Here is a 24,823-nt window from a genome sequence, read left to right as displayed (position 1 = left end):
TTTTAAATTTATTTCAATAAACACTGTCAAATCAGTGTTTATTCGGTTGTTGACAAAACAAAATCACAGGAGTAGACTGGCGTCATAAGTTAACTTGTGTAATGGTTCACAAGTAAAAACTTAAGTTTTATGAATTGGTTTTTAGAAAAACAGATGGTTATTTTATGAATATTATTCGTTTCGTATTATGAAGAAATGAATGGATGTATTCTACGAAATAATAGCATTGTTTGAAGAAAGGAATGATTCTATAGGATCTGCAAATTTTGTATCAGATATTTTGTTTTAATACCCTAGTTTTTAACGTTTGTATTTTGATAGTGCAGTTCTTTTGAAAATTAGCGTATTAGTTCAGTTTATGTATTCTATAAAAATTAAATAAAGGAAAGAAGGGCATAGTTATGGCCAAGACAAAAAAATTAACGCTTTTTGGGTTAATTGGTATTACGATGGCATTCTTTGGTACTGTACGTAGTGTACCGACGCTTGCTATTACAGGGTGGACGCAAATTTTCTATATGTTAATTGCTGCAGTTGTATTTGCTCTCCCTATTGCGCTCATGTCAGCCGAACTTTCGACAGGATTTCCTGAAGAAGGTGGCCCACAAGTTTGGGTTAGAAATGCATTAGGTGAAAAATGGGGATTTGTTACCTCATGGTTATTATGGGTTCAAATGTTTTTCGGGATGGTAATGGTTTCGTCAACTGTTGGTGTTCTACTCGGTTACGTTATTAATAAACCAGAATTATCTTCAAATAACTACTTTATTTTTGCGGTAATCTTAATTTCATACTGGGGTGTAACTTTATTAAACCTTAAGTTTGATATGGTAAAAATCGCAGGTAACTGGGGCGCTGTTATTGGTGTATATATTCCATTTGTTATTCTCGTAGTTCTAGGTGTTATCTATATGATTAAAAATGGAATTCAGCCAAATAGTTACTTAGGGAATTTTAAACCAAGTGATTTAATACCTAATTTAAAAGACTTGGGCAGCTTAGCGTATTTATCAGGGATTATCTTTATTTTTGCGGGGGTAGAGATCTCATCTGTACATGCAAATAATATTGAAAATCCGAAACGCAACTATCCAGTTGCTGTTATCGCTTCTGTTGTTTTACTAGTAATCTTTAATATTATCGCTGGTTTAACAGTTTCTAACGCAGTGCCACGTGGTCATTTAGAGTTAGCTAACATTACACAACCATACTTGATTTTCTGTCAAGATTTAGGGATTCCATCTATCTTTGTTAACATCATTTCTTTAATGATTTTAATTGGTGTTTTAGTACAGTTAAGTGCATGGGTACTTGGACCAAGTAAATCTATGATTAAAGTAGCAGACGAAGGGAACCTGCCTAAGTTCTTCCAAAAGAGAACAGAGAAAGGTATTCCAATCACTTTTGTAATGATTCAAGCAATTGTTATTTCGTTAGTATCTTTCTTATATGTAGTCGTTCCAGATGTTAATAGTGCATTCTTAATTATTACCATTACAACAACGATTCTATATTGTATCGTATATGCTTTAATTGCAATTTCAGCAATTCGCTTACGCTATAACATGCCTAATGTTAAGAGACCATTTAGATTAGGTAGTAAAGGAAATGGATTAATGTGGTTTGTATCTATTGTCTCAATGATAGGTATTGTACTTACGATTATTGTAAGTTTGATCCCACCATCCATTTTAAAACCAAGTCAGTATACTGGTTACGTAATTTATCAAGTGGCCGCTACAGTGGTTATGATTGGGATTGCTCTTATTATTAACAAATGTAAGAAACCAGAATGGAAAAAAGAAAATAACGAAGCAGAATATTTAAAACAAGCTAATTGAAAATAATAATTCTATATATTTATATAATTTGATTTGAAATTGGAGGAAATGAAAATGAAATATGAAATGCCAGACATTAATTTAAAAGCATTATTCTTAGGAGATAAAGGGGAAAATGTAGATTTATTTAAAGAACTATTATTAAAAATGGTAGATGAGCATGTTGGTTGGAGACAAAACTATATGCCGCAAGACTTACCTGTTATCACACCTCAAGATAGAAGCTCTAAAAATTTCCAAGAAACTGCAGATCATATTCGCAGTGTGTTCAATGTACTATCTTCTAAATTACGTACGAACTCTTTACCTTGGCATGCTGCTGGTCGTTTCTGGGGACATATGAACTCTGAAACATTAATGCCTTCTATCATCGCTTATACAGCAGCAATGTTATGGAACGGTAATAACGTAGCATATGAATCTTCACCAGGTACTTCTCAAATGGAAGAAGAAGTGGGACATGAATTTGCTGCACTGATGAGCTATAAAAAAGGTGGAAGCTGGGGACATATTTGCGCAGATGGTTCTATTGCTAACCTAGAGGGCTTATGGTATGCACGTAATATGAAATCCTTACCACTAGCAATTAAAGAAGTGGCTCCTGAATTTGTTGCAGGTAAATCTGAATGGGAATTACTGAATATGTCTACAGAAGAAATTCTAGATATTTTAGATCAAATTCCTGAACAAATTGATGAAATTAAAGCTCATTCTGCACGCAGTGGTCAAAATCTACAAAAATTAGGAAAATGGTTAATCCCGCAAACAAAACATTATTCTTGGTTAAAAGCTGCTGATATTATCGGTGTTGGTCTTGATTGTGTAGAGCAAGTAGATGTTGATGACAACTATCGTATGGACATTAATAAATTAGAAGAAAAAATTCGCGAACTAGCAGCAGAGCAAATTCCTGTTCTAGGTGTTGTTGGGGTTATTGGTACAACAGAAGAAGGACAAGTAGACCGTATTGATAAAATGGTAGAACTTCGTGAAAAATTAGCAGAAGAAGGCATCTATTTCTACATTCATGTAGACGCTGCTTATGGCGGTTATGCTCGTTCTATTTTCTTAGATGAAAATAACGAATTTATCGAATGGGATCAAATAGAAGAAGTGTACGCAAAACACAACATCTTCACTGAAAAATGCGAATGGTTAACAAAAGAAGTTTATCATTCATTTAAAGCAATGAGCCAAGCAGAAACGATTACAATTGATCCACACAAAATGGGATATATTCCTTACTCTGCGGGCGGTATTGTTATTAAAGATATTAGAATGCGCGATGTAATTTCTTACTTTGCAACTTATGTATTCGAAAAAGGTGCAGATATTCCAGCATTATTAGGTGCATATATATTAGAAGGTTCTAAAGCAGGTGCAACTGCAGCAGCAGTTTGGACAGCTCATAAAGTGTTGCCGTTAAATGTAACTGGTTATGGGAAATTAATTGGCGCAAGTATTGAAGGAGCTTATCGTTTCTATGACTTCTTAAGTGAAAAAGAATTTAAAGTTGGCGATAAAACAATTCGTGTGTACCCATTAACAAAACCTGACTTTAATATGGTTGACTATGTATTTAATGAAGAAGGTAATACAGACTTAGAAAAAATGAACAAATTAAATCATGATTTCTTCGATCAAGCTTCTTACGTTAAAGGCGGATTATATAATAATGAGTTCATTACATCTCATACTGACTTTGCTATTCCTGACTACGGTAACAGCCCACTTCCATTCGTGAAGAGTCTTGGATTTAGCGAAGGAGAATGGGATCGTGAAGGTAAAGTAACAGTATTACGTGCTTGTGCATTATCTCCATATGCTCATGATAAAGAAGTATTTGAAGAATATGCTGTTAAGCTGGAAAAAGCAATTCAAGATAAACTTGAAGCAATCTACAATGAAGTGAAATAAGTTTAGTAGAAAACCATTTTTATAGAATGAATGTATAACGCTAACAGTCGTTATACATTCATCTTTATATATAATTGATCTTATTTATTTAAGTGAATAATAAGAACAATTGAGGAGTGAAAACATGACGGTAAAAAAAGTATTAACGATAGCAGGTTCTGACTCAAGTGGAGGAGCGGGATTACAGGCGGATCTGAAAACATTTCAAGAGTACGGTACTTTTGGCCTAACTGCCATCACCACAATTGTCACAATGGATCCTGATCATAACTGGCATCATCATGTTCATCCAATTAGTGCGGAACTTGTACAAGAGCAGTTAAAAACCATTTTTTCCGGTGGCAAATTAGATGCTATGAAAACAGGAATGCTTGGATCTATAGATATTATCAAGCTCGTAAGTGATGTAATTGAAACATATGAAATGCAAAACGTTGTAATTGATCCGGTCATGGTTTGTAAAGGAGAAAATGAACCATTACATCCTGAAAATGGACTTGCCATTCGTAATCTTCTTTTACCAAAGGCAACAATTGTAACACCAAACCTATTTGAAGCAGGTCAGTTATCTGGAATGCAAAATGTAAAAACGGTAAACGATATGAAAGAAGCGGCAAAGAGAATTATCGATTTTGGTGCTAAAAATGTTGTAATAAAAGGCGGAAAATCGCTGGCGGATTATAAGGCAATCGATTTACTTTATGATGGAACAGAGTTTGTACTTTATGAAGCAGAGAAAATTCATACGAACTGTAACCATGGTGCTGGGTGTACGTTTGCAGCAGCGATTACAGCCGGACTAGCTAAAGGACTTTCAGTAAAAGAAGCTGTAGCGAAGGCGAAGGACTTTACGACAGAGGGAATTAAACGGGGATTTGCTTTTAATACATTTGTTGGTCCAGTTTGGCACGGTGCATATAATAAAGCTGATTTGCGTTAACTGTTTTATATTTTTAGATGAATAAGATAGGGCATAAACATCCATTGGCATGATTTGTAAGTGATATATATACTCATCCAAAGCATTGTTTATGCCCTTTTGAGGTTTACCCCGCATTAACGGGCAGTAAGCCCCCACCTTAAGGTGCGGAGAGAAGCGAAGAAGCTAGGTGGGTGATAACTGCCCGTAAAAGCCCGATTGGTGAGAGCTTTCTATCAGTGGGGGATAAAGAAAACCCCCACTGACGGAAGTTTCACTTTACCCCGCTATTCGTGGGCAGTGAGCCCCCCGCTGATGAAAGTTTCAATTTATATCCATTGATTATTATTCAATATAGTGTTTAGATATTGAATGTGCAATTGTTCACAAATATGAATAGTAAATGGATTAGTTGATAGAATCCTATAACACTTTATATGATAAGGAGTTTATTAAAATGAAAAGAGATGTAACACTAAAAGAAAGTATCTTTCTTTTAGTCGTTTTGTTAGCGATTATAGGAACTTGTATTATAGGCTTAAGTTTACCTCCTCAAGTGCCTATTTTAATCGCCATAGGAATTGTTATTTTATTTGCAAAAGTGAAAGGTTTTTCTTGGGATACAATTCATAAAGGGATTCAAAATGGAATTATACCAGGTTTAATTCCTATCATTATATTTATGTTGATTGGGATTTTAATTAGTGTTTGGATTGCGGCAGGAACAATTCCAACTATCATGATTTATGGGTTTAAAATTTTATCTGCAAAATTCTTTTTACCTTCTGTTTTTGTTATATGTGCACTTGTGGGGATAATGGTGGGAAGTTCCTTTACAACCATTTCAACTGTGGGCATTGCATTTTTAGGAATGGGACAAATGATGGGCTTAGATCCAGCGATGATTGCAGGTGCCATTATATCGGGTGCTTTTCTAGGAAATAACATTTCTCCGTTATCTGATACAGCGAACTTAGCAGCTGCTATTGCAGAAGTAGACTTATTTGAACATATTCGTAGTATGATGCGGACAATTATACCAGCTTTTGTTATAACTCTTATCTTTTTCTTATTTGTGGGACATGGAGCATCAGTATCAGCAGGAAATAACATTGACGAGCTGGTTCAGACACTTCATTCATCTTTTACTATTTCAGCTTTCACATTAATTCCAGTATTAGTATTATTTTTATGTGCAAGAAAAAAAGTACCAGCTATTCCGACATTATTACTTAGTATAACGATTACAATTGTTATCTGTTATATTTATCATCCGCATACTAGCCTTAGTCAAATTGCTGCTTATATGCAAGATGGATTTGTTTCTAAAACGGGCGTAAAGAGTGTAGATGTGTTACTTACTCGCGGAGGAATGCAAAGCATGATGTGGTCTGTTTCTCTTATCCTTCTTGCTTTAGCACTAGGCGGATTATTAGTAGAAGTAAAAATTATTGAAAAGCTAATTTCTAAAATTTCGGGCATGGTAAGTACGAAAGGAAACTTAATGCTCATGACTGCATTAAGCTCTATTGGCATCAATGTTCTGTTAGGAGAGCAGTATTTGTCAGTTATTTTACCAGGTGAAGCATTTAAATCACAGTTCGAGAAAATTCATTTAGATCCGAAAAATCTTTCAGGGATCTTAGCGAATGCCGGAGCTGCTGTTAATCCATTGATTCCATGGGGAGTGAGCGGTGTGTTTATCGCTGGTACACTAGGTGTACCTACACTGGAGTATTTGCCATTCACCATATTTTGTTTAGTAGTTCCTGTAATTCATGTTGCTTTAGGATTTATTGGGAATGGAAAACAACAATTAAAAGAACATAAAAAAGCTAGTTAACGCATCATTTTCCATTGTAAAAAAAATTTAATAGTTTATAAAAATTGTAAATAACAAGGCTGGTGAATACCAGCTTTTTTATTTGGAATCGGTTTTGGGTATATGATACATAATTTAGACAAAATTTTGCCACGAATATTTAATATAGAGGCAGGATTCAATATTAAAAAATAGTGATATAATACCTTATACTCTTTAAAGTATTAATAAGATTGAAATAGAGGTGAATTCCCTTTTCTTTATATTTTTCTGATATATCTTTAGGGGTGGCTTTGACATGAGAGTGTAATCGTACTATTTATGTTTGTGAGGAAATTCACATTCAATATAGAAGAAAATAAAAAATAGAAAAAGTCTTATAGAAAACATAATAGAAGATAAAGCAAACTTTCTCATACTTTGGCATAAGAATAAGGATCTTGTGGCGCAGCGGCTACTCTGATAAAAGTGGAGGTAGGCATATGCTAATAGATAAATTACGTGGAAAAGATTTAGATGAATTTTTTGAAGCAATGTTAACGTTGGAAACAGTAGATGAGTACTATAGTTTTTTTGATGATTTATGCACAGTGAATGAAATGAAGACAATCTTTCAAAGATTTAAAGTAGCTAAAATGTTATATAATCACAACACTTATCATGAAATTGAAGAAGAAACAGGAGCTAGTACAGCAACAATTTCTCGTGTGAAGAGATCTTTACACTATGGAAATGATATGTATGATGTTGTTTTTAAGCGTATCAAAGAAAAATAAGTTGCGGTTAATTAGTGTAATGTTTAATAATTTGAGATCAAAGAAGAAAGCAGGTTCATTCGGCCTGCTTTCTTCTTTTTTTCATACATGTTGATCTGTTTGATCCAGTAAATTTGCCAGTATCATGCTATTCTCTTGGTCTGCATCGTACTGTACAATATCGTCATACTCAAACAGTTCGAACCCTTCATCAAATTCCCGTTTCATGAAGTCAATAAATTCCCCAATGTTTTCTCCTATTTCTTTATTACGGCGAAACTCCATCATAATCGCTCTAAATCGGTGGGGAGGAATTTCGCATTTAATATGATAAGATTTGCTGATACCAAAAGAATCATTTGAATCGTATAAGGTGTATGTATACAACAAAGAGCAACTCCTTTCTTACGTGATATGTATATTGTTCTATAATTAACCAAAATTCATCCGTGTTTATCTCGCTATTTTATGGGAGTAAGACCCCCACCTCAAGAGGCAGAAAAAAACGAAGAAGATAGGTGGGGGTCACTGATGAATAGTCTCACTTCATTGCAAAAGCGTCATTATGATACCGTAAATTGATAATCCAATGAAAGTCGGAATACCGACAATAACAATTTGCTTTACATTTTCATACGCTTTCGGTTCGACAAGCGGCAAATCTTTTTCCTCCATTTGACGATATTGTTCCCTTTCCATATTATCCCACCTTTGTAATTGTACGATAATATATTCAAACAAGGCGGTTTATGTTAATTTTCCTGAATTCAAAATAAATGTTGAATATTCAGTTTATTTGTATTATTATTAATTCATTAACGGATGACAGTGATTAGCCTCCCTGCAAGCCCGGATATTGTTACGATGAATTGAATAGAAAGTAATTGGCTTCTTTCCACTTGAACTTCCTTAGCAGGAAGACGAGCCATAGGGATAGAGACAGTAAAATCCAGTGTAATTCTTTACATTGTTTTTCTGGCTCTTTTTATTTTTCCTATAAATAAGAAAAGGATGAGTGTTACATATGCTTATCAGAAGAACGATTTATAGGACGGGTTTTAGAAAGCGTTATCAATAACGGGCAATATTTAAATCTTAAGTATGCTTACTTTAATAGAAGAATTTATGAAAATAAATACTTATAGGTTGGTGATCTTTTTGGCCAAAGAAAAAAATGAACTGCAAAAAGACTTAAAAACCAGGCATATAACAATGATTTCAATTGGCGGGGTTATCGGAGCGGGATTATTTGTAGGAAGCGGGACAATTATTCAATCAACAGGTCCAGCAGCCATCTTGTCCTATATTATTGGTGCTTTAATGGTTGTGCTCGTGATGCGGATGTTAGGGGAGATGGCTGCGGTAAACCCTGATAGTGGTTCTTTTGCAACATATGCTCATAAGGCAATTGGACCTTGGGCAGGGTACACAATCGGTTGGTTATACTGGTTTAACTGGGTCATTATTATCGCAATTGAAGCGGTATTGTTAGGGGCGATAGTCAACGATTGGTTCCCTTCCATACCAGCATGGATAGCTAGTATTTTGATGATTATTCTTATGACGATTACGAATATTTATTCTGTAAAGCTATACGGAGAGTTTGAATATTGGTTGGCTTTTATTAAAGTTGCGGCAATTCTTGTATTTTTAGGATTAGGAATTGCGATGATTTTTGGAATTGTCCCTGGTGTGGACAGGCCTAATTTTTCTACAATCTCTGAAAACGGAGGCTTTTTTCCAAAAGGGATTGTTCCTGTATTGCTGAGTGTTGTATTTATTTCCTTCTCCTTATCGGGGAGTGAAGTAGCTGCCATTGCGGCGGGAGAATCTGAAAATCCAGAGAAAAATGTTATAAAAGCAATTAATACTGTTGTATGGCGTCTTATGCTTTTCTTTGTAGGATCTGTAACAATTTTGGTCATTTTTATTCCGTGGAACGATGCGTCAGCATTGAAGCTTCCTTATGCAAGTTTATTTCGTATGGCAGGAGTCCCTGCTGCTGCGGAAATTATGAACGGAGTTGTGTTTCTGTCCTTGCTGTCTGTTTTAAATTCAGGATTATACACGAGTTCTCGTATGTTATTTTCGCTTTCTAAAAAGGGAGATGCTCCTATTGCTTTTTCAAAATTAAACAGTAGAGGTGCGCCGATTTGGGCAATATTTGCGAGTGTATTATTTGCATTTGTTTGCGCTATGCTGAAGTTTATATCCCCTGATAAACTATTTGCATTTTTAGCAAATAGCTCAGGTGGCGTTACGATGCTTATGTATATGTTTGTTGCAGTTTCTCATATTCGATTAAGACGAGAAGCGGAAAGGGAAGACCCAGGAAAATTAAAGGTGAAAATGTGGTTATTCCCTTATCTCACATACGCAACGCTTCTTATGATCGTTACGATATTTGTTTCACAAGCATTTATAGCTGATATGCGTATGCAATTTTATTTGACGATTTTAGCGGCTGCCGTGGTGATAGTATCCTATTTTCTGAGATTTAGAAATAGGCCAGTAGCTGTCAAGGATGATAAAGCAGGATTTCCAATTTTAAAAGGTTCGGAGATTGGTTTAGAGAAGGACTAAGTCGTATGTAATACAAAATAAAAAATGAAAAAGAGGTATGTTCCGATGTTAAAAGAAAAGCAAAATATTGTAACTACAAAATCTGATATTTTACATGAAAGAAGAAAAAATGCGGTGCCTGCAGGTCCATATAACATTACCAATTTATATGTTCAATCTGCAAAAGGGGCCATTATTACTGATATAGATGGTAACGAATTAATCGATTTTGCAGGTGGAATTGGGATGCAAAATGTAGGGCATTGTCATCCGAAAGTAATAAAAGCGATTCAAGATCAAGTGGAATCTTCTATTCATAGCTGTTTTCATGTAGCGCCGTATGAAAGTTACATTGCGTTAGCTGAAAGACTGAATGAATTAACGCCAGGTGATTTTAAGAAAAAAACAATGTTTGCAAACAGCGGAGCTGAAGCTGTAGAAAATGCTGTGAAAATAGCTAGGAAAGCTACTGGGCGCAGTGCCATCGTTTCGTTTGAGCGCGCATATCACGGGCGTACATTAATGACAATGTCTCTTACGAGTAAGGTAAAACCTTATAAACATGGATTTGGTCCGTTTGCACCGGATGTGTACAAGCTGCCTTATCCGTATTATTACCGCGCAGAAGACGGGATGACGACAGAAGAAGTAGATCAACAAATCTTAGCGTATTTCGAACGCTTTATGTTAGAGGAAGTAGCAAGTGATAACATTGCGGCAATTATTTTGGAACCGCTTCAAGGTGAAGGTGGATTTATTGTTCCAAGTGTTACTTTTATGCAAGGAGTAAGAAACCTTTGTGATAAATATGGAATTGTCATGATTGCAGATGAAATTCAAACTGGCTTTGCTCGTACAGGAAACTTGTTCGCAATGGATCATTTTGGTGTAGCACCTGATTTAATGACATTTTCAAAATCCATCGCAGCAGGTATGCCGCTTAGCGCAGTGACAGGAAGAGCTGAACTAATGGATGCACCTGGTCCAGGACAACTTGGCGGCACTTTCTCAGGAAGCCCGGTTGCTTGCGCAGCTGGTCTAGCTGTTTTAGATGTAATTGAAGAAGAAAACTTAGTACAACGTGCTCGTGAAATCGGCGATCGTATGATGGAAGTGTTCAATAGCTGGAAGGATAAATATGAATTAATCGGAGATGTGAGAGGCCTTGGTGCTATGACGGCTATGGAACTTGTAAAGGATCGAAATACGAAAGAGCCGGCAACAGAAGAGGTTAAAGCAATTATGCAAGACACGCATAACAAAGGTTTAATTACAATAAGTGCTGGTATTTATAGCAGTGTACTTCGTTTCTTACCACCGCTTGTCATAACAGATGAACAGCTTGAAGAAGGACTTGCTATTCTTGAAGCAGCAATTGCTAAGGTATCCAAATAAGAAAAAACGGTTATGTTTCCGGCTGGAGGTATTACAATGAAGTTTTTTAATTATATAAATGGTCAGTGGAAGGAGCCATCTACTAATCAATATTCTAAAAACTATAATCCGCATAATGGAGAAGTATTAGGAGAATTTCCATTAAGCTCAGCAGAAGATACACAAGCAGCGATTGCATCTGCGAAAGAAGCCTTTCAAAATTGGCAAGGCTTATCGTTTCAAGAGCGGGCAAGTTATTTATGGAAAGCGGCAGCTATTTTAAAAGAACGAGTGACTGAAATCGGTCATGATCTGACGAGTGAAGAAGGAAAAACACTCGCTGAAGGGATAGGGGAAACGAAGCGAGCAATTAGTATCCTTGAATATTATGCAGGAGAAGCGAATCAGCCGGTGGGCGAAATCATTCCTTCTGCCAATCCGAAAACGATGCTCTACAGCAAACGGGTAGCAGTTGGGCCAGTAGGATTAATTACGCCGTGGAATTTCCCAATTGCAATTCCAGTATGGAAAATGGCACCGGCACTTATTTATGGAAATACGGTTGTCATTAAACCTGCTGAAATTACACCAAAATCAGTATTTCACCTTGTGAATGCTTTCCACGAGGCGGGAATTCCTGCCGGCGTTATTAATTGTGTATTTGGGAAAGGTTCAGTAGTTGGAACGGAATTAACAGAAAACCCTGATATAAAAGCAATATCCTTTACGGGTTCTAATGGCGTCGGAAAAACAATTCAGCAAACTGCTGTTGCGAACGGCAAAAAAGTACAATTAGAAATGGGCGGGAAAAATCCATTAGTTGTATTAAAAGATGCTGATATTAGTAAAGCAGTAGAGATTGCGATAAGAGGCGCATTTATGTCAACAGGACAAAAATGTACTGCAACAAGTAGAATTATAATTGAAGAGGAAATTTATGAGGAATTTCGTAATGAGCTCGTGTTACGTACAGAGGCTCTTAAAGTTGGAAATCCATTAGAAAATAATACGTTTATGGGGCCGTGTGTATCCGAGAATCAGCAGCAAACTGTTTTATCAATGATTGAAGCAGGTAAGAAAGAGGCTTCCTTACTTTGCGGAGGCAGCATACCAGAAGAAGGTGACTTGAAACAAGGTTTTTACATTTTGCCTACTATTTTTGAAGATGTACCTCACGATGCACGAATTGCGAAAGAAGAAATTTTCGGTCCGGTTATTTGCTTGTTTAAGGTAAACAATTATAATGAAGCAATTCACTTAGCTAACGATACGGAATATGGACTTAGCGCATCCGTTTGTACAAATATTCTAAGTCTTGCGCAGCAATTTATTGATGATATGGAAGTTGGAATGGTTCATGTAAACTCCGAAACAGCAGGAGCAGAGCCGCAAGTTCCGTTTGGAGGAATGAAAAATTCTAGTGCCGGACCACGCGAACAAGGGAAAGCAGCTGCAGAATTTTATACAAGGTTAAAAACGGTGTATGTAGATCAAGTATGATTACAAAAGATGCACAATAATGGGGGATGAACATGCGTAAAGGTACTTTTTTCATGGCAGGACATGCAAGGCTTCCGAAAGGGATGGCTGTACGCAGCGTCTATGAAACACTAACGATTACAATAGAGGCAGATCACAAATATCATGTAATTATCGAATCGTCATGTACCCTTGCTACAGGACACGGGAGGGACTTTATTTCTCAAATTTTAAGAGGATATAGTTTACGAGATGGGATTGAAGAGATCATCCAAGAAATTTCTTACCATTATCAAGGAAAAGCGCAAAATGCGATTATTAGCGCTTTAAAAGATTTGTACCGCCAATATACAAGTTACGTAAACGGCGAAACACCTCAGGAGGAATATGAGGAAATAGGTCCTATAAAGTGAAACTTCCATCAGTGTGGGTCTTACTGCCCGTTAATGAGGGATAAAGTAGTTTTTTGATTTCAAATTAAATTATGAAACTGTCGAGTTTATTGCACTTTCATGTTTAAAGAGTATTCGTAAACGAGAGCCAGTTGTATTTCTGCTTATTTGATGCGCGGAATATAACTGGCTCTTTCATTTTATATACAATAAGGAGGCAGAAAGATGTCAAAACCAAGTGAAGTTCAAGGTGTAAAGGAGCAGGCAAAAACAAAAAGAGGGTGCGTGGAAAATAGTGCAGCGAAATCGTGTAAAATGTGTAAAGTGTGTGGTCGAAATAAAGCTAAGTACACGAACGTACAAATTGAAAATAAATGATATAAATACATTGACATTCAGAAAATTTTGAATTAATATTTATTTATAAAGTGATAAGATCCATATGAGAAATTAGCCTTCTCTACATCCGATCTTCATTTTCTGTTTTGCACATATTTTAATAAAAAAACTGTCTATTATTATTGTACTTTAAGAGATTAAAGAACACTCGTAATTTTAAGCCAGTTGTACGTTTCTACAATTTATTATTGTGGATGCGTATGACTGGCTTTTTAGTTTATTTGAACTAGGGAGGAAGATGTTGATGATTACGGAACAAGAAGTAAAGATGAAATTTGCAAAGAAGTATGAGGGGTATGAAATTGTTCCTCATCCAGAACATAAACGCTTGTATCATATTGTATTAAATCAGCAATTGCTTCAACAATTTTTCGAAGAGGTAAAAGAACATTCTGAGCAATCATTGCAATATATTCCTTATTCTCGCTTTATCCTTGCTGATCAAATGAAAAAAATCTTTGGTGCATCCTTAATGGAGAATGTTCGAGGGATTATTCATGACCGTGAAACGGGCGGATTTACAATCGGTGTACAAGGCGAAACGACAGATGCAGAAGACTATGTGAAATTTGCAACGGCATTAACGCACTTAATTGGTACATCTAACTTTGATGCAATGACAGGGACGTATTACGCAAGATTTAACGTGAAAGATACAGACAGCAGTGATTCTTATCTTCGCCAAGCATATCGTTTATTCACGCTTCATACAGACGGAACATTTGTTGATGAACCGACAGATTGGCTTCTTATGATGAAAATTGAGGAAAAGAATGCAGTAGGCGGAGAATCACGTTTACTTCATTTAGATGATTGGGAGGAGCTTGATAAGTTTCGAAATCATCCACTAGCACCTGTTAAAGTCACATACAAAGCACCGCCAAGTAAAAATGCACAGGAAATCGTATACCGTGAAACATTTTTTGATGTAAATAATGCGCCTTGTATTTGCTTTATCGATCAATTTGCTTACCCTGATAACATTGAACAGGCAACATATCTTAAAGAACTATCACACTCTATCGAAAACTCTCCAGCAACGCATGCATTAAAATTACCAGTTGGCGATTTAGTTCTTTTAAATAATCTATTTTGGATGCACGGGCGAGCTCCTTTTGAAAAGAATAAAGATTTATATAGAGAATTAATGCGCCAACGCGGCTGCTTTTCCAAATAATAATATGTATGGCGGGTCTTTAAATAAGACCTGCCTTTCATGATATACGGGTATACGTACATATAAGATGTAAGGAGGAAGGTTGATGTATGATTTTTTAATTATTGGTGGCGGGATTGTTGGACTTTCAACTGGGGTGGCCTTAACGAAAAAATTTCCTCATGCCAAAATAGCAGTCATTGAAAAAGAGACCATACTTGCCCATCACCAAACTGGGCATAATAGCGGTGTTATCCATTCCGGCATTTACTATAAACCAGGCAGCTACAAAGCTAGATTTGCAAAAGAAGGAAATGCAGCAATGGTTCAGTTTTGTAAAGAAAACGGAATTACTTATGATATGTGCGGAAAGGTGATTGTAGCTACAGAAAAGGAAGAACTTCCTCTTTTACAGAACCTTTACGAGAGAGGTCTGCAAAATGGTTTGGAGATTTCTAAAATTGATCAAGGAGAATTAGCCGAAATTGAGCCTCATGTAAAAGGATTAGGAGCGATTCGAGTTCCTTCTTGCGGTATTGCCGATTATAAAGGGGTAAGTTATGCGTTTGCACATTTCATCCAAGAGAACGGAGGAGAAGTGCACTTAGATACGAAAGCGGAACATATTTTTGAGAAAAAAGATTTCGTTACTATTGAGACAAATCAAGGCGTTTTTACAACGCGGTTTCTTATTAACTGTGCTGGATTACATAGTGATCGAATCGCCAAAAAAACAGGATTATTAACGGATATGAAAATTGTACCGTTTCGAGGCGAGTATTATGAACTTGTTCCAGAAAAGCGCCATCTCGTAAAGCACTTGATTTACCCAGTTCCAAATCCAGATTTTCCGTTCCTAGGTGTTCATTTTACAAGAATGATAAACGGAGAAGTACATGCAGGGCCTAATGCGGTATTAAGCTTTAAGCGCGAAGGATATACAAAAAAAGATTTTGATCTAAAAGACTTTATGGAAACAATGACGTATGCCGGCTTTTGGAAAATGGCAATGCCGAATATGAAAGAAGGCATGAAAGAGATGATTCGTTCTTTTAGCAAACAATCATTCCTCAAAAGCTTGCAGCGTTTAATACCAGAGCTAACAGATAAAGATATTGTTCCAACTCATGCTGGTGTAAGAGCGCAGGCGATTCTATCCAATGGAAACATGGTAGATGATTTTTGCATTATTTCAGGCGTAAACTCCATGCATATTTGCAATGCTCCGTCCCCAGCGGCAACAGCGAGCTTGAAAATTGGGGAGTCGATTGCAGAGCAAATTCCGGATGCAGTGGCGGATATGGTAAGTTCGTCGGGATCATTTCAAGTAAATGCTTAAATGTAACAATTCAACTTTGAGGAAGAGGCTCCCAAGTGTAGGGAAGCCTCTTTTCATCCCGCATTAACGGGCAGTAATACTCCCACCTCAAAATTCAGTGAAAGCAAAGAAGTTAGGTGGGAGATAAACTGCCCGTAAAAGCCCGATTGGTTCAACTAATAATCGGTGGGGGATGAAGAAAACCCCCACTGATTAAAGTTTCACTTTATGTGACGAGATTTGTCGCAAGGTCTTTATTCTATGTCGAACCGCCGATATATTCCAAAGAACGGTCGATATATTGTAAAAAGCGCCGATATATTTGAAAGAACGATTAATATCGTGTTATTGATTTTTGTATTATTTCAGGCGTCTTTAACTGCTTGTTCTCATCCCCCCATTGACATGGATTATTTGACCAGTGACATAACTCGAATCATCACTGGCTAAGTACACATAGGCTGGGGCAAGTTCATACGGCTGACCGGCTCGCTTCATTGGTGTCCCATACCCAAAACTCATCATTTGTTCAGCAGGAAAACTTGAAGGTATGATTGGTGTCCAAACTGGCCCTGGCGAAACACCATTTACACGAATTCCATCATTAATTAAGTCGAGGGCTAGTGAGCGGGTAAATGTAATAACGGCTCCCTTTGATGTAGCGTAATCAAGATTTCCTTGCTGTCCTTCATATGCGGATGCTGATCCCGTATTTATAATCGAACTACCTTGTTTTAAATAAGGTAAAGCGGCCTTTGTTAAATAAAAAAAAGAAAAAACATTAGATTGAAAAACTCGTAGAAGTTGCTCACCGGTAATTTCCGTTATTCGTTCTTTCGGGAAAGCTTCCGCACAGTTATTTACAATAATATCTATTTTACCAAACGCATATAAGGTTTGCTGGACCACTTGATGGCTTGTTTTTTCTTGTCCTAAATCTCCAGCAATGACAAGGCAACGTTGTCCTAGTTGCTCAACACGCTGTTTCGTTTCTAATGCATCAATATGCTCATTTAAATATGCAATAACAATATTTGCCCCTTCCTTAGCAAATGCATACGCAACTGCTCTTCCAATCCCACTATCTCCACCTGAAATAATTGCTACTTTTCCTTGTAATTTACCTGTTGCTCGATAGGTGCCGATTTCTGAAATAGGTCTTGGGACCATTAAGTATTCAAACCCTGGATGAAATGGCTGATGTTGAGGAGGAAATTGAACAGGTATCTTTTCTGTTCTTATTACGTATTGTTGTTGGTTCATTTTTCTTCTCCTCTCAAGGTCTTCTTTGTTAACTTATGCCTAGAAAGGAAGTTTAGTTCATCCCTCTTAATTTAATAATTTAGTTATTCATACAGCCTAATACCTTTCAAAAGTGAAGGATTGTACCAACCTGCCTTTTAGTTTAAGTACAATCCTTCACAAACTATCCATACTAATGTTAATATCCAGTTTTGTTTGAGATTCTTATTCAATTAAATAACCCTTTAATTGAACGATACAGTTGGAGTTTAAGGGTTAAAAAAACTATATTAATACAGGGTTTTATCAATCTTTATTCAACAGCTACATCTGTTCCTTCTTTCATAAAATATGGTAAATGTATAAGTGGTTTGATAAAATGACGGTATTGAACATTTTTTGAATAGAAAATGAAATTATGGTTAAAAAAATACAAATCTAGTATGTTGTATTCATAAAAATGAGGAGGTTTAGAAATGCCAGAACATTTTTTGGATCGTGTTGGTAACGTCTTTCATATTAGTTATACAGAAAATGAACGAAAACGTGATGAATATCATCGGTTGCATGAATATTTAAAATCTAAGGAAATACAAGTAAGACAACGTATTGAGAAAGCAGAGTCGGCAAAGAGAAGTTATGAAGCAAAAAGTACTGGCTTGCCGTCTGGAAAAATTCCAGCTCGGGAATTTGAAGATAAACGTCAACAAAAAGATGATACTTTATCTGGGCTTATGACTCATTTTCAGCATTCTTTAGATAACGTTACACACGCTAAAAGTAGAGCATACAGTAAATACTTAGAGTATAAAGCGAAAGCAGAGGCAGAAGAACGGGAAGCTGCGGCCGGGAAAAAATAAATGCAAACTATGAATCGCACTGCATTTTAATAGAAACGGAGGTTTAAACATGAGCGGGAAAGAAATTGAAATTTCTGGTGAGGGAGCGGCAAATGCGGTTGCCTATGCACAGCAAATTGAAAATAGTGTAAAAGATGCACTCCAGCAAGCAAAAGACTTACAAGCAACTGTGACAGGCTCTCACTGGAAAGGAAAAACACGAGATGAATTTCTATGTTATTTGGAGTTAATCATTCAGTTAAATGCGGATGTGGCAGACGCACTTGAAGATCATACGAAAGCATTGAAAAATCTCGACACACACATTCAGACATTCTCTAACACAAGTGAAGTACAAACGATTAAAAACCTGTAATAGAAATGAGGGATAAAACGATGCAAAATAACATAGAAAGTTTCAGTCCTTCTGAATTATATGTATTAGCTGGTGCGGCTGGAGTTACTTATTTATTAGGCTTACCAGAGCGGGAAAAACTCATAATGAATGATGCCGATTGTGTAACGAAAGCAACTGAAAGTTTAAGGGGAAAAGGGCTCATTATGGAAGACGGCGGACTGACAATGGCTGCATTCCAACTCATTGAATTGCTGAAAGCGTATCAAGAAAGTCAGGAATATACGCGATTCAATAACCTGCTCATAGGATTTTTACCAAATGATAAAGACCGAGTAGCTGTACTAACAGAAATAAAGCCAAATGAGAAATATGAACTCCATTACATACCGAAGCGGGATGTGTATGTATCGTTATTAGAGAGAATTCCATTTCTAATGAGAGAACCGAGAGAGAAAGATACTACGTTCTTAACAAATAAGATGACGCAGGAAGAACAGGAAACATTTGAAGAAATGGATTTATCACAAAAAGAACTATTAGCAATAGAAACATTCAGTCGACCGCGTACAAAAAGTTTAATAGAACAAGGAAAATGGGATTGTTTCTTATACTTCACAGAGGGAGACGATTATATCCAAATTGATGTAGACCGGAAACAATATGAATGGATTAGTCTATATGCTTTAAATAAGAAGATATATGATGTGTTAAAAATGCCATATAAGAAATTTATTGATCCAAAAAGTCTATCATTAGGAGGAATAAACTGATGCACGCACAAATGACGGATGGCAGTTCAGGAGGAGGCGGCTCACAAGTTTTAGTCAATTTCACAGAAATGGTTGATATCGCAACGCGCCTGCAAAATATTTATAACCTGTATTCTGATGTCGTAGCGAAAAATATTGATAGTCTAGCAAACTGCGATTTTTATCGAAAAGGAGAGGCAACAAAAGTCATCGCGCAGTACAAAGATATATTAGGAAAAACGATGGAACTCGCAGATAACTATAAACAAGCGGCACTCGTTGTGAATTATACACTAGAAGAAATGATAAAAAAGGATGAAGAATTACAAAAAATCTTAGGTATCAGCGGTTAATCACTATACTGCAAGGAAGGATGAAAAAGAAATGGATGTGCATTACAAGCCAAGTGCTTGGCAAGAAATGAAAGAAGGAATCGACAAACTCACAAAAGATGCACTAATAGAATTAAAACATGCCAATGACCTTCTAGAAAATATAGAGTCAAAAATACATTCTCTAGACTCCGACCGAAGTATTCACTTTCAACATACGAGTCAGCAAGGAAAAATCAATCAATTGCTTGACGACTATATCACACTAGGAAACTACTGCACAAAAGCAGGGGAAGCTGTATCGAGACATATCGATGAACCTTTTTATAAGGACATGGACAAATTTGCGGGGAAAATGAGAGATTTATCGATTCGAAACTACTCTACGAAAAATCGTATTGGTTCTACTTCTACGACAACGCTGCCAAACGCACACGGCTATGGCATGGCACAAACGATTACGACGAAAAAAGATAAAATAACAGTGGACGATATTTTCAAAGACTCCTTAGCGTTTGATAAAGTTCTCCGCGCACAGTATAAAGAAATAAAACAAGAAAATCCAGATGCGAAGCTAGATTACGCCGAATACCGAAAGCTTGTCCCATCCATGCGTGGATTCGAGTACAAAACGAGAGAAGACGAACAAAAAAAGCTGGAAACGTGGCGTGATCTTGCAATAGGAGCCGGACTTATCATTTTAACCATTGCTTGCCCGCCAGCCGGACTCACAGCCTCGGCTCTCTATGGGGGCTTACAACTCAAGAGTGCATATGACGGAAAAGATTGGGGAACCGGCAGAAAGTTAAGCGATGCCGAACGAGCAGAGAACGGGATATTCGGGGCGCTCGATGCCATCCCAGTCCTTGGAACAGCGGCAAAATCATTCCGAGGATTAGACAGCGCTGTATCCCTGGCAAAACTATCAAAAGTGCAAGATGCAGGCAAAGTATTAAATCCAAATACAACCAAACATGTGGTACAATCATTGCATGATAGTAAGAATATATGGCTACATAACTTAAAAACAACAGGCTGGAAAACAGCAGACAAAATAAATGACTGGGATCACGCGATAAAAAGCGGAGTTGCCAAAGTGGTAGACGGTACAACAGGTGGATTCAATATCGCGAAAGATTTCGTATTAGGTAAATCTCTAGTACCCGTTGATGGAGTCATGGGACTTCGTCGTGGCACGAATTGGGAAGCTGCGGTGAAGGCGAGTCATGAAGAGTCGAAAGGGATTATTCAGAGTCGGATTTCGAAGTTGGAAGAGAGTGTTGTTGGTAAGGGTACGGGTAAAGTAAGACAAATTAAGGAAATAGATAAAGAAGCTTTTGAGAAAGCGATGGTTGAAGCAGTAAGAAGTCAACCTCCGTATACTAGAAAGCCAAATAAGCCTAGAAATTACAAAAATAAAGTACGTAACGAGGATGGAACAACAACATTTACTTTTATATCTAAAAAGAATGGTAAAGAGTATAATGTAACTTATGACAAAGCTGGTTTTCCGATATTTAATTCTAAATTTGAAAAAGATTTACCAGAGAAATTATATCTAGAAACTGATGCAATCCAATTTGAACATTTATCTAGATTACTTTACAAAGAAATTCAAGGGAACCCCGATTTAGCGAAAAGATTTACTAATGAAGAAATAAAATTATTAGAAGCTGGTAGAGTACCACAAACCTTAACATGGCATCACCACCAACAACCAGGTAAAATGCAAATTGTTGACTATTTTGAACATCAAGCAGCTAGCCATACTGGAGGAAGAGCTATTTGGGGTGGAGGTGAAGCTGGTAGAAAAGGAGAAATTAAAAAGAGGATTTTGGAGATGATTTCATGGGACTAGAAAAATGGCTTTTTTCAGGTGAATCTTTAGATGAAAAAAAAATTATTGAAGTTGAGAAATCATTTGGATTTAAATTTCCTGATGATTATAAACATTGCATAATGAAAAATAATGGAGGATTTCCAGAACCAAATATTTTTGATTGCGATGATGGAAGAACTGAGGCTGTCTTCAATAATTTAATTAGTTTTACTGATGAAAACTTAAATATAAAAATGTTTTATGAATTTTCATCACAGAAATTAATTCCTTTTGCTAGAGATCCTTTTGGAAATTTAATATGTTTTGACTATAGTAACAATGATGAATCGCCTAAAATTGTTTTTTATAATTGTGAAGAGACTGGAAGTACATTAATTACCCCAGTATGTCAGTCATTTACAGTTTTATTAGATCGATTATATTCTTTGAAATAAAATGAATACTAACAAAAAGAAAAGTAGGTGAATTTTTGGTGATAAACTTTGAATATTCATATAAAACATTAGTAAGTGAAGATATTAAGAGTTTTGAAAATGAATACGGTATAAAGTTACCAGATGATTATAAAGAGTTTTTATTACTCAGTAATGGTGGTAAACCTGTTAAAAGAAGATTTAAAACAGCTGATGGGACTATTACGACTTCAATCATGCTGTTTTTCCCAATATCAGAAGAAACAGAATCAAATTTGAAAAATTTTTATAACAAATATAATCTGGGTAAAATAGTTCCATCTAATTTGATGCCTATAGGTATTGATCCAGCCGATAGCTTGATATGCTTAGAAATTGGTGGAAACGATAAAGTATACTTTTGTGACATGGATTACTTTGAAGAAGACAATGAATTAAAAGATGAATACATTAAATTAGTTTCAGAGAACTTTTTAGTGTTTCTCAATAACTTATATGAAGCATAAATTACTAGACAAAGAAAAATAGAAGTAATAAAACTTATAACCCTAAAGGTATAATGATATAATCCCCTTTGGGTAGACAGATTAAAAAAATCTGTTTACCCAAAGGGGATTATTTTTTATGCCCAAAAGAGCTTACTAGACTAGATTTTGATTGGTTAAAAGCCTTTCAAGGTTTTTTAATAAAGAAAACTGATATTCGAATCAAAAGCTCATAATGGTAAGGAGACGTATGAGATTAGTTGCAATGACTAAGACATAAAACGATCACAATATTAATTACTTGATTTATAATTACGTACGAGAATAACAAAGCTCGTGGTGCTAAAGTTAAATACTCACAAGCATATAAGGCGGATAAAAAAGGGATTACCACTATACATGAAAGATGATTACCTTGAAAATAAACTCAAGAGGATTAAAGAAATTGGATTGGAGCAGTACAAAATAGAAAGAATGGATAAGGAGATTGCAAGCCCTGTGCGGAAAAGAGGAGGAGGGACAACAGTCGATCTTTGGGAAAGGTGGATAAACAAATGAAATACGGAAAAAACAATCAATTAGTCGAAGAGGTTATTAATTTTATTTCAAATTTGCAACTTTTTCACAAAGAAAAACTTCTAAATCGTGATATTGTTAATGAGTATGAAAGAGCACAAGAATTAGCATGTTCTCAAGATTTGGATGAAGTTGAGAACGTTTGGGATGATATTAAATCCTCAGAAAGTGGAGAGATAATTGGAAAATTGTATGAGAATGGTTTAAATTCTATGGAGCGTCCTATAAGAGAGGTTATTCAATCATCAGAGAACTATCCAGGTGATTTTGCATCACAATATATTGATGTTTTTGAAGAAATAGTCGGAGATTTACATATGTGTGCACTAAATCGTTTAGTAAATGGAAAAACTGATAATTTTTACGAAAGAATCTTTGAAATTTATAAACTTGGTGGTTGGCCTTGTGGATGGGAAGGCAAGTATCCACAAGGGAGAATGATCGTATATTCACCTGAGAAAGAATAAAATATTAATAATACAATAGAATTTTGGGATAATCTATACGAAGAATGTGAAGGATAATGAGAACTTACAAACTTAAAGCACTTGTCTCCCATGGGCAACAAGTGCTTTTTACTTTAAGATTACAACATAGGGTACGGGTAAGGTTAGTAAGATAACTGAAATAAAAGAGAAGGCTCTTGGGAAACACATTATTAAAGGGAAGAATGGAAGGAAAGAACTTGCGCCAAACGTACGCTACATTACTGAAGAGAATTATAAATATACAACAGATGAACTTGGTAGAATAGTAGATGTTGAGGCGGAAGAATTAATACTTAAAAAAGGAACACGAAACCCAGGAATGCAAGTGGCAGCAGGACGAGAAGATAGGCTATTGGATGATGATGGTGGGCACTTGATAGGAACTCAATTTCATGGCTCTGGAGATATTGACAATTTGCTTGCTCAGAATAGACAAATTAATCGCTCTGGTGGAGAGTGGTACAAGATGGAGACAATTTGGTCAAATGCTTTGAAGGAAATTCCACCGAAAAAAGTATCTGTAAAGATTGAACCAGTTTATATAGATAATTCACTAAGACCAAGTTACTTTGAGATAGTTTATAAAATTGAAGGAAAAAGGCCAGTTAAGAAAACTATTAAAAATCAATCAGGAGGTTGATTATATTGAGTATGGAAAAAGAAATGAATCAAATATATAGAGAAATTGCTGAAACAGTTAATGAAATGATTCCAGAAGAATGGAGCAGGTTTTGTTTTTATGCTCAAATATCAGAAACAGGTGGAGGAACTTACTTTTTCTATAATACACCTGAGGATGAACAGAACTATAAGTATAGTTTAGAAATTCCTTATGAATACGAAATTGATAAAGAGTACTATAAATTGAAGGACAGAACCTTATTTGAGTTGAGTGATAAACTAAGAAAGGTTTTTAAAGATAATCAACAGGAACTTTGGTATTCTTTTACGCTATCTCTTGATAGCAATGGAAAGTTGAAGGTGCATTACGATTATACCAATTGGTTCGATACTGATTATAGCTTTGATGACCAGTTAGTTATTTGGGAGTATAAATATTTAGGAAATGAACCAGATGATAGTGAAAGTAAAGATTTAATTGGTAGGTATCTAGATGAGTATCCAAATAATCCAATTTAGTTAAGTAACAAAGTACAAAAGTACTAAGGCAATTGGAAAGATAATTGACTATTTAAAAATGTGTACTCATTGATGGTTGTATCATCATGAACTATCGTGTATAACCTTATATATCGCTAGAATAAGACGAGAAACATGAGACTAGGAAAGGTGACAGTTTGTTAGGTGACAACAATAACATGGCGTAGGCAATACACTAACGAACTCGTACAAGCTCGTAGGTTTTAACGTATTACTTTGTCACAACATGTAAAAGGTGTCATACTGTTACCATAAAATTTACAAACTAAACATATGAACTTAAAGCACTTGATTGTCTCTTATGGGCATGAATTGCACCCCAATTGTTAGACACAGTCTAACAATTGGAGGTGCAGTTTTTTTATGACGAAATACTCTTTAGAAACCAAGTTATCTGCCGTTACCG

Annotated in this window: 26 protein-coding genes; 23 read left to right on the top strand and 3 right to left on the bottom strand. The window is 36.0% G+C overall.

Annotated elements, in window-relative coordinates:
• The first annotated feature begins 401 nt into the window (after window positions 1–401).
• The 5 genes from tyrP to LRP84_RS20435 all read left to right on the top strand — a co-directional run bounded on the left by tyrP (window position 402) and on the right by LRP84_RS20435 (window position 7,275).
• Window positions 402–1,841 (top strand): tyrosine-tyramine antiporter, encoded by a 1,440-nt coding sequence (tyrP, locus tag LRP84_RS20455; RefSeq protein ID WP_230576772.1) that lies wholly within the window; start codon window positions 402–404, stop codon window positions 1,839–1,841.
• A 54-nt stretch (window positions 1,842–1,895) separates the two neighbouring features.
• Window positions 1,896–3,758 (top strand): tyrosine decarboxylase, encoded by a 1,863-nt coding sequence (gene tdc / locus LRP84_RS20450; protein WP_230576771.1) that lies wholly within the window; start codon window positions 1,896–1,898, stop codon window positions 3,756–3,758.
• A gap of 124 nt (window positions 3,759–3,882) precedes the next feature.
• Window positions 3,883–4,698 carry a pyridoxine/pyridoxal/pyridoxamine kinase gene (pdxK, locus tag LRP84_RS20445; protein WP_230576770.1) on the top strand — a complete coding sequence of 272 codons (816 nt, stop codon included), beginning with the start codon at window positions 3,883–3,885 and terminating at the stop codon, window positions 4,696–4,698.
• A gap of 436 nt (window positions 4,699–5,134) precedes the next feature.
• Entirely contained in the window at window positions 5,135–6,520 is a 1,386-nt protein-coding gene (gene nhaC, locus LRP84_RS20440) for a Na+/H+ antiporter NhaC (RefSeq protein ID WP_230576769.1), read from the top strand.
• A 461-nt stretch (window positions 6,521–6,981) separates the two neighbouring features.
• Window positions 6,982–7,275 (top strand): YerC/YecD family TrpR-related protein, encoded by a 294-nt coding sequence (locus LRP84_RS20435; RefSeq protein WP_230576768.1) that lies wholly within the window; start codon window positions 6,982–6,984, stop codon window positions 7,273–7,275.
• An 81-nt stretch (window positions 7,276–7,356) separates the two neighbouring features.
• Here the strand turns inward: LRP84_RS20435 and LRP84_RS20430 are convergent, their stop codons facing one another.
• Both LRP84_RS20430 and LRP84_RS20425 read right to left on the bottom strand, forming a co-directional pair.
• The gene (locus tag LRP84_RS20430; protein WP_230576767.1) at window positions 7,357–7,641 is read right to left on the bottom strand and encodes a hypothetical protein; all 285 of its coding nucleotides are present in this window, start codon (window positions 7,639–7,641) and stop codon (window positions 7,357–7,359) included.
• A gap of 159 nt (window positions 7,642–7,800) precedes the next feature.
• Window positions 7,801–7,953, bottom strand: a complete 153-nt coding sequence (locus LRP84_RS20425) for a hypothetical protein (protein ID WP_230576766.1) — start codon at window positions 7,951–7,953, stop codon at window positions 7,801–7,803.
• Window positions 7,954–8,379: 426 nt separating this feature from the next.
• On the opposite strand from LRP84_RS20425, the gene LRP84_RS20420 reads away from it, so the two are divergent.
• The 7 genes from LRP84_RS20420 (at window position 8,380) to lhgO (ending at window position 15,955) form a co-directional block, all read left to right on the top strand.
• On the top strand, window positions 8,380–9,837 hold the full coding sequence (locus LRP84_RS20420) for an amino acid permease (RefSeq protein ID WP_437438800.1): 1,458 nt from the start codon (window positions 8,380–8,382) through the stop codon (window positions 9,835–9,837).
• 45 nt (window positions 9,838–9,882) lie between these two features.
• Complete coding sequence (gabT, locus tag LRP84_RS20415) at window positions 9,883–11,211, top strand: 4-aminobutyrate--2-oxoglutarate transaminase (RefSeq protein WP_230576765.1); 1,329 nt, start codon at window positions 9,883–9,885, stop codon at window positions 11,209–11,211.
• 36 nt (window positions 11,212–11,247) lie between these two features.
• Complete coding sequence (locus LRP84_RS20410) at window positions 11,248–12,690, top strand: aldehyde dehydrogenase family protein (RefSeq protein WP_230576764.1); 1,443 nt, start codon at window positions 11,248–11,250, stop codon at window positions 12,688–12,690.
• A gap of 32 nt (window positions 12,691–12,722) precedes the next feature.
• On the top strand, window positions 12,723–13,082 hold the full coding sequence (locus LRP84_RS20405) for a DUF3870 domain-containing protein (RefSeq protein ID WP_230576763.1): 360 nt from the start codon (window positions 12,723–12,725) through the stop codon (window positions 13,080–13,082).
• 204 nt (window positions 13,083–13,286) lie between these two features.
• Window positions 13,287–13,439, top strand: coding sequence for a hypothetical protein (locus LRP84_RS20400; RefSeq protein ID WP_230576762.1), 153 nt, complete (start codon window positions 13,287–13,289; stop codon window positions 13,437–13,439).
• A 259-nt stretch (window positions 13,440–13,698) separates the two neighbouring features.
• Window positions 13,699–14,637, top strand: coding sequence for a glutarate dioxygenase GlaH (gene glaH / locus LRP84_RS20395; RefSeq protein ID WP_230576761.1), 939 nt, complete (start codon window positions 13,699–13,701; stop codon window positions 14,635–14,637).
• Between the two features lie 85 nt (window positions 14,638–14,722).
• Window positions 14,723–15,955: an L-2-hydroxyglutarate oxidase gene (gene lhgO / locus LRP84_RS20390; RefSeq protein WP_230576760.1), complete on the top strand. Its 1,233-nt coding sequence runs from the start codon at window positions 14,723–14,725 to the stop codon at window positions 15,953–15,955.
• A gap of 354 nt (window positions 15,956–16,309) precedes the next feature.
• Here lhgO and LRP84_RS20385 read toward each other — a convergent pair whose 3' ends face one another.
• Window positions 16,310–17,197, bottom strand: a complete 888-nt coding sequence (locus LRP84_RS20385) for an SDR family oxidoreductase (protein WP_230576759.1) — start codon at window positions 17,195–17,197, stop codon at window positions 16,310–16,312.
• 455 nt (window positions 17,198–17,652) lie between these two features.
• Here LRP84_RS20385 and LRP84_RS20380 point away from each other — a divergent pair, with 455 nt between their 5' ends.
• The 11 genes from LRP84_RS20380 (at window position 17,653) to LRP84_RS20330 (ending at window position 24,396) form a co-directional block, all read left to right on the top strand.
• Entirely contained in the window at window positions 17,653–18,036 is a 384-nt protein-coding gene (locus LRP84_RS20380; protein WP_230576758.1) for a hypothetical protein, read from the top strand.
• A gap of 49 nt (window positions 18,037–18,085) precedes the next feature.
• Window positions 18,086–18,391: a WXG100 family type VII secretion target gene (locus LRP84_RS20375; protein ID WP_230576757.1), complete on the top strand. Its 306-nt coding sequence runs from the start codon at window positions 18,086–18,088 to the stop codon at window positions 18,389–18,391.
• 20 nt (window positions 18,392–18,411) lie between these two features.
• Window positions 18,412–19,143, top strand: coding sequence for a DUF5081 family protein (locus LRP84_RS20370; RefSeq protein WP_230576756.1), 732 nt, complete (start codon window positions 18,412–18,414; stop codon window positions 19,141–19,143).
• Window positions 19,143–19,475, top strand: a complete 333-nt coding sequence (locus tag LRP84_RS20365) for a hypothetical protein (RefSeq protein WP_230576755.1) — start codon at window positions 19,143–19,145, stop codon at window positions 19,473–19,475. Before LRP84_RS20370 ends, LRP84_RS20365 begins: the two co-directional genes overlap by 1 nt.
• Before the next feature lie 31 nt (window positions 19,476–19,506).
• Window positions 19,507–21,312, top strand: coding sequence for an HNH endonuclease (locus LRP84_RS20360; RefSeq protein WP_230576754.1), 1,806 nt, complete (start codon window positions 19,507–19,509; stop codon window positions 21,310–21,312).
• Entirely contained in the window at window positions 21,303–21,728 is a 426-nt protein-coding gene (locus tag LRP84_RS20355) for an SMI1/KNR4 family protein (protein ID WP_230576753.1), read from the top strand. Before LRP84_RS20360 ends, LRP84_RS20355 begins: the two co-directional genes overlap by 10 nt.
• A gap of 38 nt (window positions 21,729–21,766) precedes the next feature.
• Window positions 21,767–22,213, top strand: a complete 447-nt coding sequence (locus LRP84_RS20350; RefSeq protein ID WP_230576752.1) for an SMI1/KNR4 family protein — start codon at window positions 21,767–21,769, stop codon at window positions 22,211–22,213.
• Window positions 22,214–22,591: 378 nt separating this feature from the next.
• Window positions 22,592–22,750: a hypothetical protein gene (locus LRP84_RS20345; RefSeq protein ID WP_230576751.1), complete on the top strand. Its 159-nt coding sequence runs from the start codon at window positions 22,592–22,594 to the stop codon at window positions 22,748–22,750.
• Window positions 22,747–23,235 (top strand): cytoplasmic protein, encoded by a 489-nt coding sequence (locus LRP84_RS20340; protein WP_230576750.1) that lies wholly within the window; start codon window positions 22,747–22,749, stop codon window positions 23,233–23,235. The genes LRP84_RS20345 and LRP84_RS20340 overlap by 4 nt, the downstream gene beginning before the upstream one ends.
• Window positions 23,236–23,386: 151 nt before the next feature.
• Window positions 23,387–23,896, top strand: a complete 510-nt coding sequence (locus tag LRP84_RS20335; protein WP_230576774.1) for a DNA/RNA non-specific endonuclease — start codon at window positions 23,387–23,389, stop codon at window positions 23,894–23,896.
• An 11-nt stretch (window positions 23,897–23,907) separates the two neighbouring features.
• On the top strand, window positions 23,908–24,396 hold the full coding sequence (locus tag LRP84_RS20330; RefSeq protein ID WP_230576773.1) for an immunity protein YezG family protein: 489 nt from the start codon (window positions 23,908–23,910) through the stop codon (window positions 24,394–24,396).
• Window positions 24,397–24,823: the final 427 nt, after the last annotated feature.

The sequence above is a fragment of the Bacillus rhizoplanae genome (genome assembly GCF_917563915.1).
Taxonomy (GTDB): Bacteria; Bacillota; Bacilli; order Bacillales; family Bacillaceae_G; genus Bacillus_A; species Bacillus_A rhizoplanae.
Note: the sequence above shows the minus strand (reverse complement) of the source record. Positions and strands in the feature narration are given on the sequence as shown.

Coding starts and splice junctions, on each gene's coding strand:
- tyrP (WP_230576772.1), top strand. CDS start 402: ATGGCCAAGACAAAAAAATTAACGCTTTTTGGGTTAATTGGTATTACG.
- LRP84_RS20355 (WP_230576753.1), top strand. CDS start 21,303: ATGGGACTAGAAAAATGGCTTTTTTCAGGTGAATCTTTAGATGAAAAA.
- LRP84_RS20365 (WP_230576755.1), top strand. CDS start 19,143: ATGCACGCACAAATGACGGATGGCAGTTCAGGAGGAGGCGGCTCACAA.
- LRP84_RS20345 (WP_230576751.1), top strand. CDS start 22,592: ATGAAAGATGATTACCTTGAAAATAAACTCAAGAGGATTAAAGAAATT.
- LRP84_RS20370 (WP_230576756.1), top strand. CDS start 18,412: ATGCAAAATAACATAGAAAGTTTCAGTCCTTCTGAATTATATGTATTA.
- lhgO (WP_230576760.1), top strand. CDS start 14,723: ATGTATGATTTTTTAATTATTGGTGGCGGGATTGTTGGACTTTCAACT.
- nhaC (WP_230576769.1), top strand. CDS start 5,135: ATGAAAAGAGATGTAACACTAAAAGAAAGTATCTTTCTTTTAGTCGTT.
- LRP84_RS20420 (WP_437438800.1), top strand. CDS start 8,380: ATGAAAATAAATACTTATAGGTTGGTGATCTTTTTGGCCAAAGAAAAA.
- LRP84_RS20425 (WP_230576766.1), bottom strand. CDS start 7,953: ATGGAAAGGGAACAATATCGTCAAATGGAGGAAAAAGATTTGCCGCTT.
- gabT (WP_230576765.1), top strand. CDS start 9,883: ATGTTAAAAGAAAAGCAAAATATTGTAACTACAAAATCTGATATTTTA.
- LRP84_RS20400 (WP_230576762.1), top strand. CDS start 13,287: ATGTCAAAACCAAGTGAAGTTCAAGGTGTAAAGGAGCAGGCAAAAACA.
- LRP84_RS20380 (WP_230576758.1), top strand. CDS start 17,653: ATGCCAGAACATTTTTTGGATCGTGTTGGTAACGTCTTTCATATTAGT.
- LRP84_RS20340 (WP_230576750.1), top strand. CDS start 22,747: ATGAAATACGGAAAAAACAATCAATTAGTCGAAGAGGTTATTAATTTT.
- LRP84_RS20435 (WP_230576768.1), top strand. CDS start 6,982: ATGCTAATAGATAAATTACGTGGAAAAGATTTAGATGAATTTTTTGAA.
- LRP84_RS20410 (WP_230576764.1), top strand. CDS start 11,248: ATGAAGTTTTTTAATTATATAAATGGTCAGTGGAAGGAGCCATCTACT.
- LRP84_RS20385 (WP_230576759.1), bottom strand. CDS start 17,197: ATGAACCAACAACAATACGTAATAAGAACAGAAAAGATACCTGTTCAA.
- LRP84_RS20405 (WP_230576763.1), top strand. CDS start 12,723: ATGCGTAAAGGTACTTTTTTCATGGCAGGACATGCAAGGCTTCCGAAA.
- LRP84_RS20360 (WP_230576754.1), top strand. CDS start 19,507: ATGGATGTGCATTACAAGCCAAGTGCTTGGCAAGAAATGAAAGAAGGA.
- pdxK (WP_230576770.1), top strand. CDS start 3,883: ATGACGGTAAAAAAAGTATTAACGATAGCAGGTTCTGACTCAAGTGGA.
- tdc (WP_230576771.1), top strand. CDS start 1,896: ATGAAATATGAAATGCCAGACATTAATTTAAAAGCATTATTCTTAGGA.
- glaH (WP_230576761.1), top strand. CDS start 13,699: ATGTTGATGATTACGGAACAAGAAGTAAAGATGAAATTTGCAAAGAAG.
- LRP84_RS20375 (WP_230576757.1), top strand. CDS start 18,086: ATGAGCGGGAAAGAAATTGAAATTTCTGGTGAGGGAGCGGCAAATGCG.
- LRP84_RS20330 (WP_230576773.1), top strand. CDS start 23,908: ATGGAAAAAGAAATGAATCAAATATATAGAGAAATTGCTGAAACAGTT.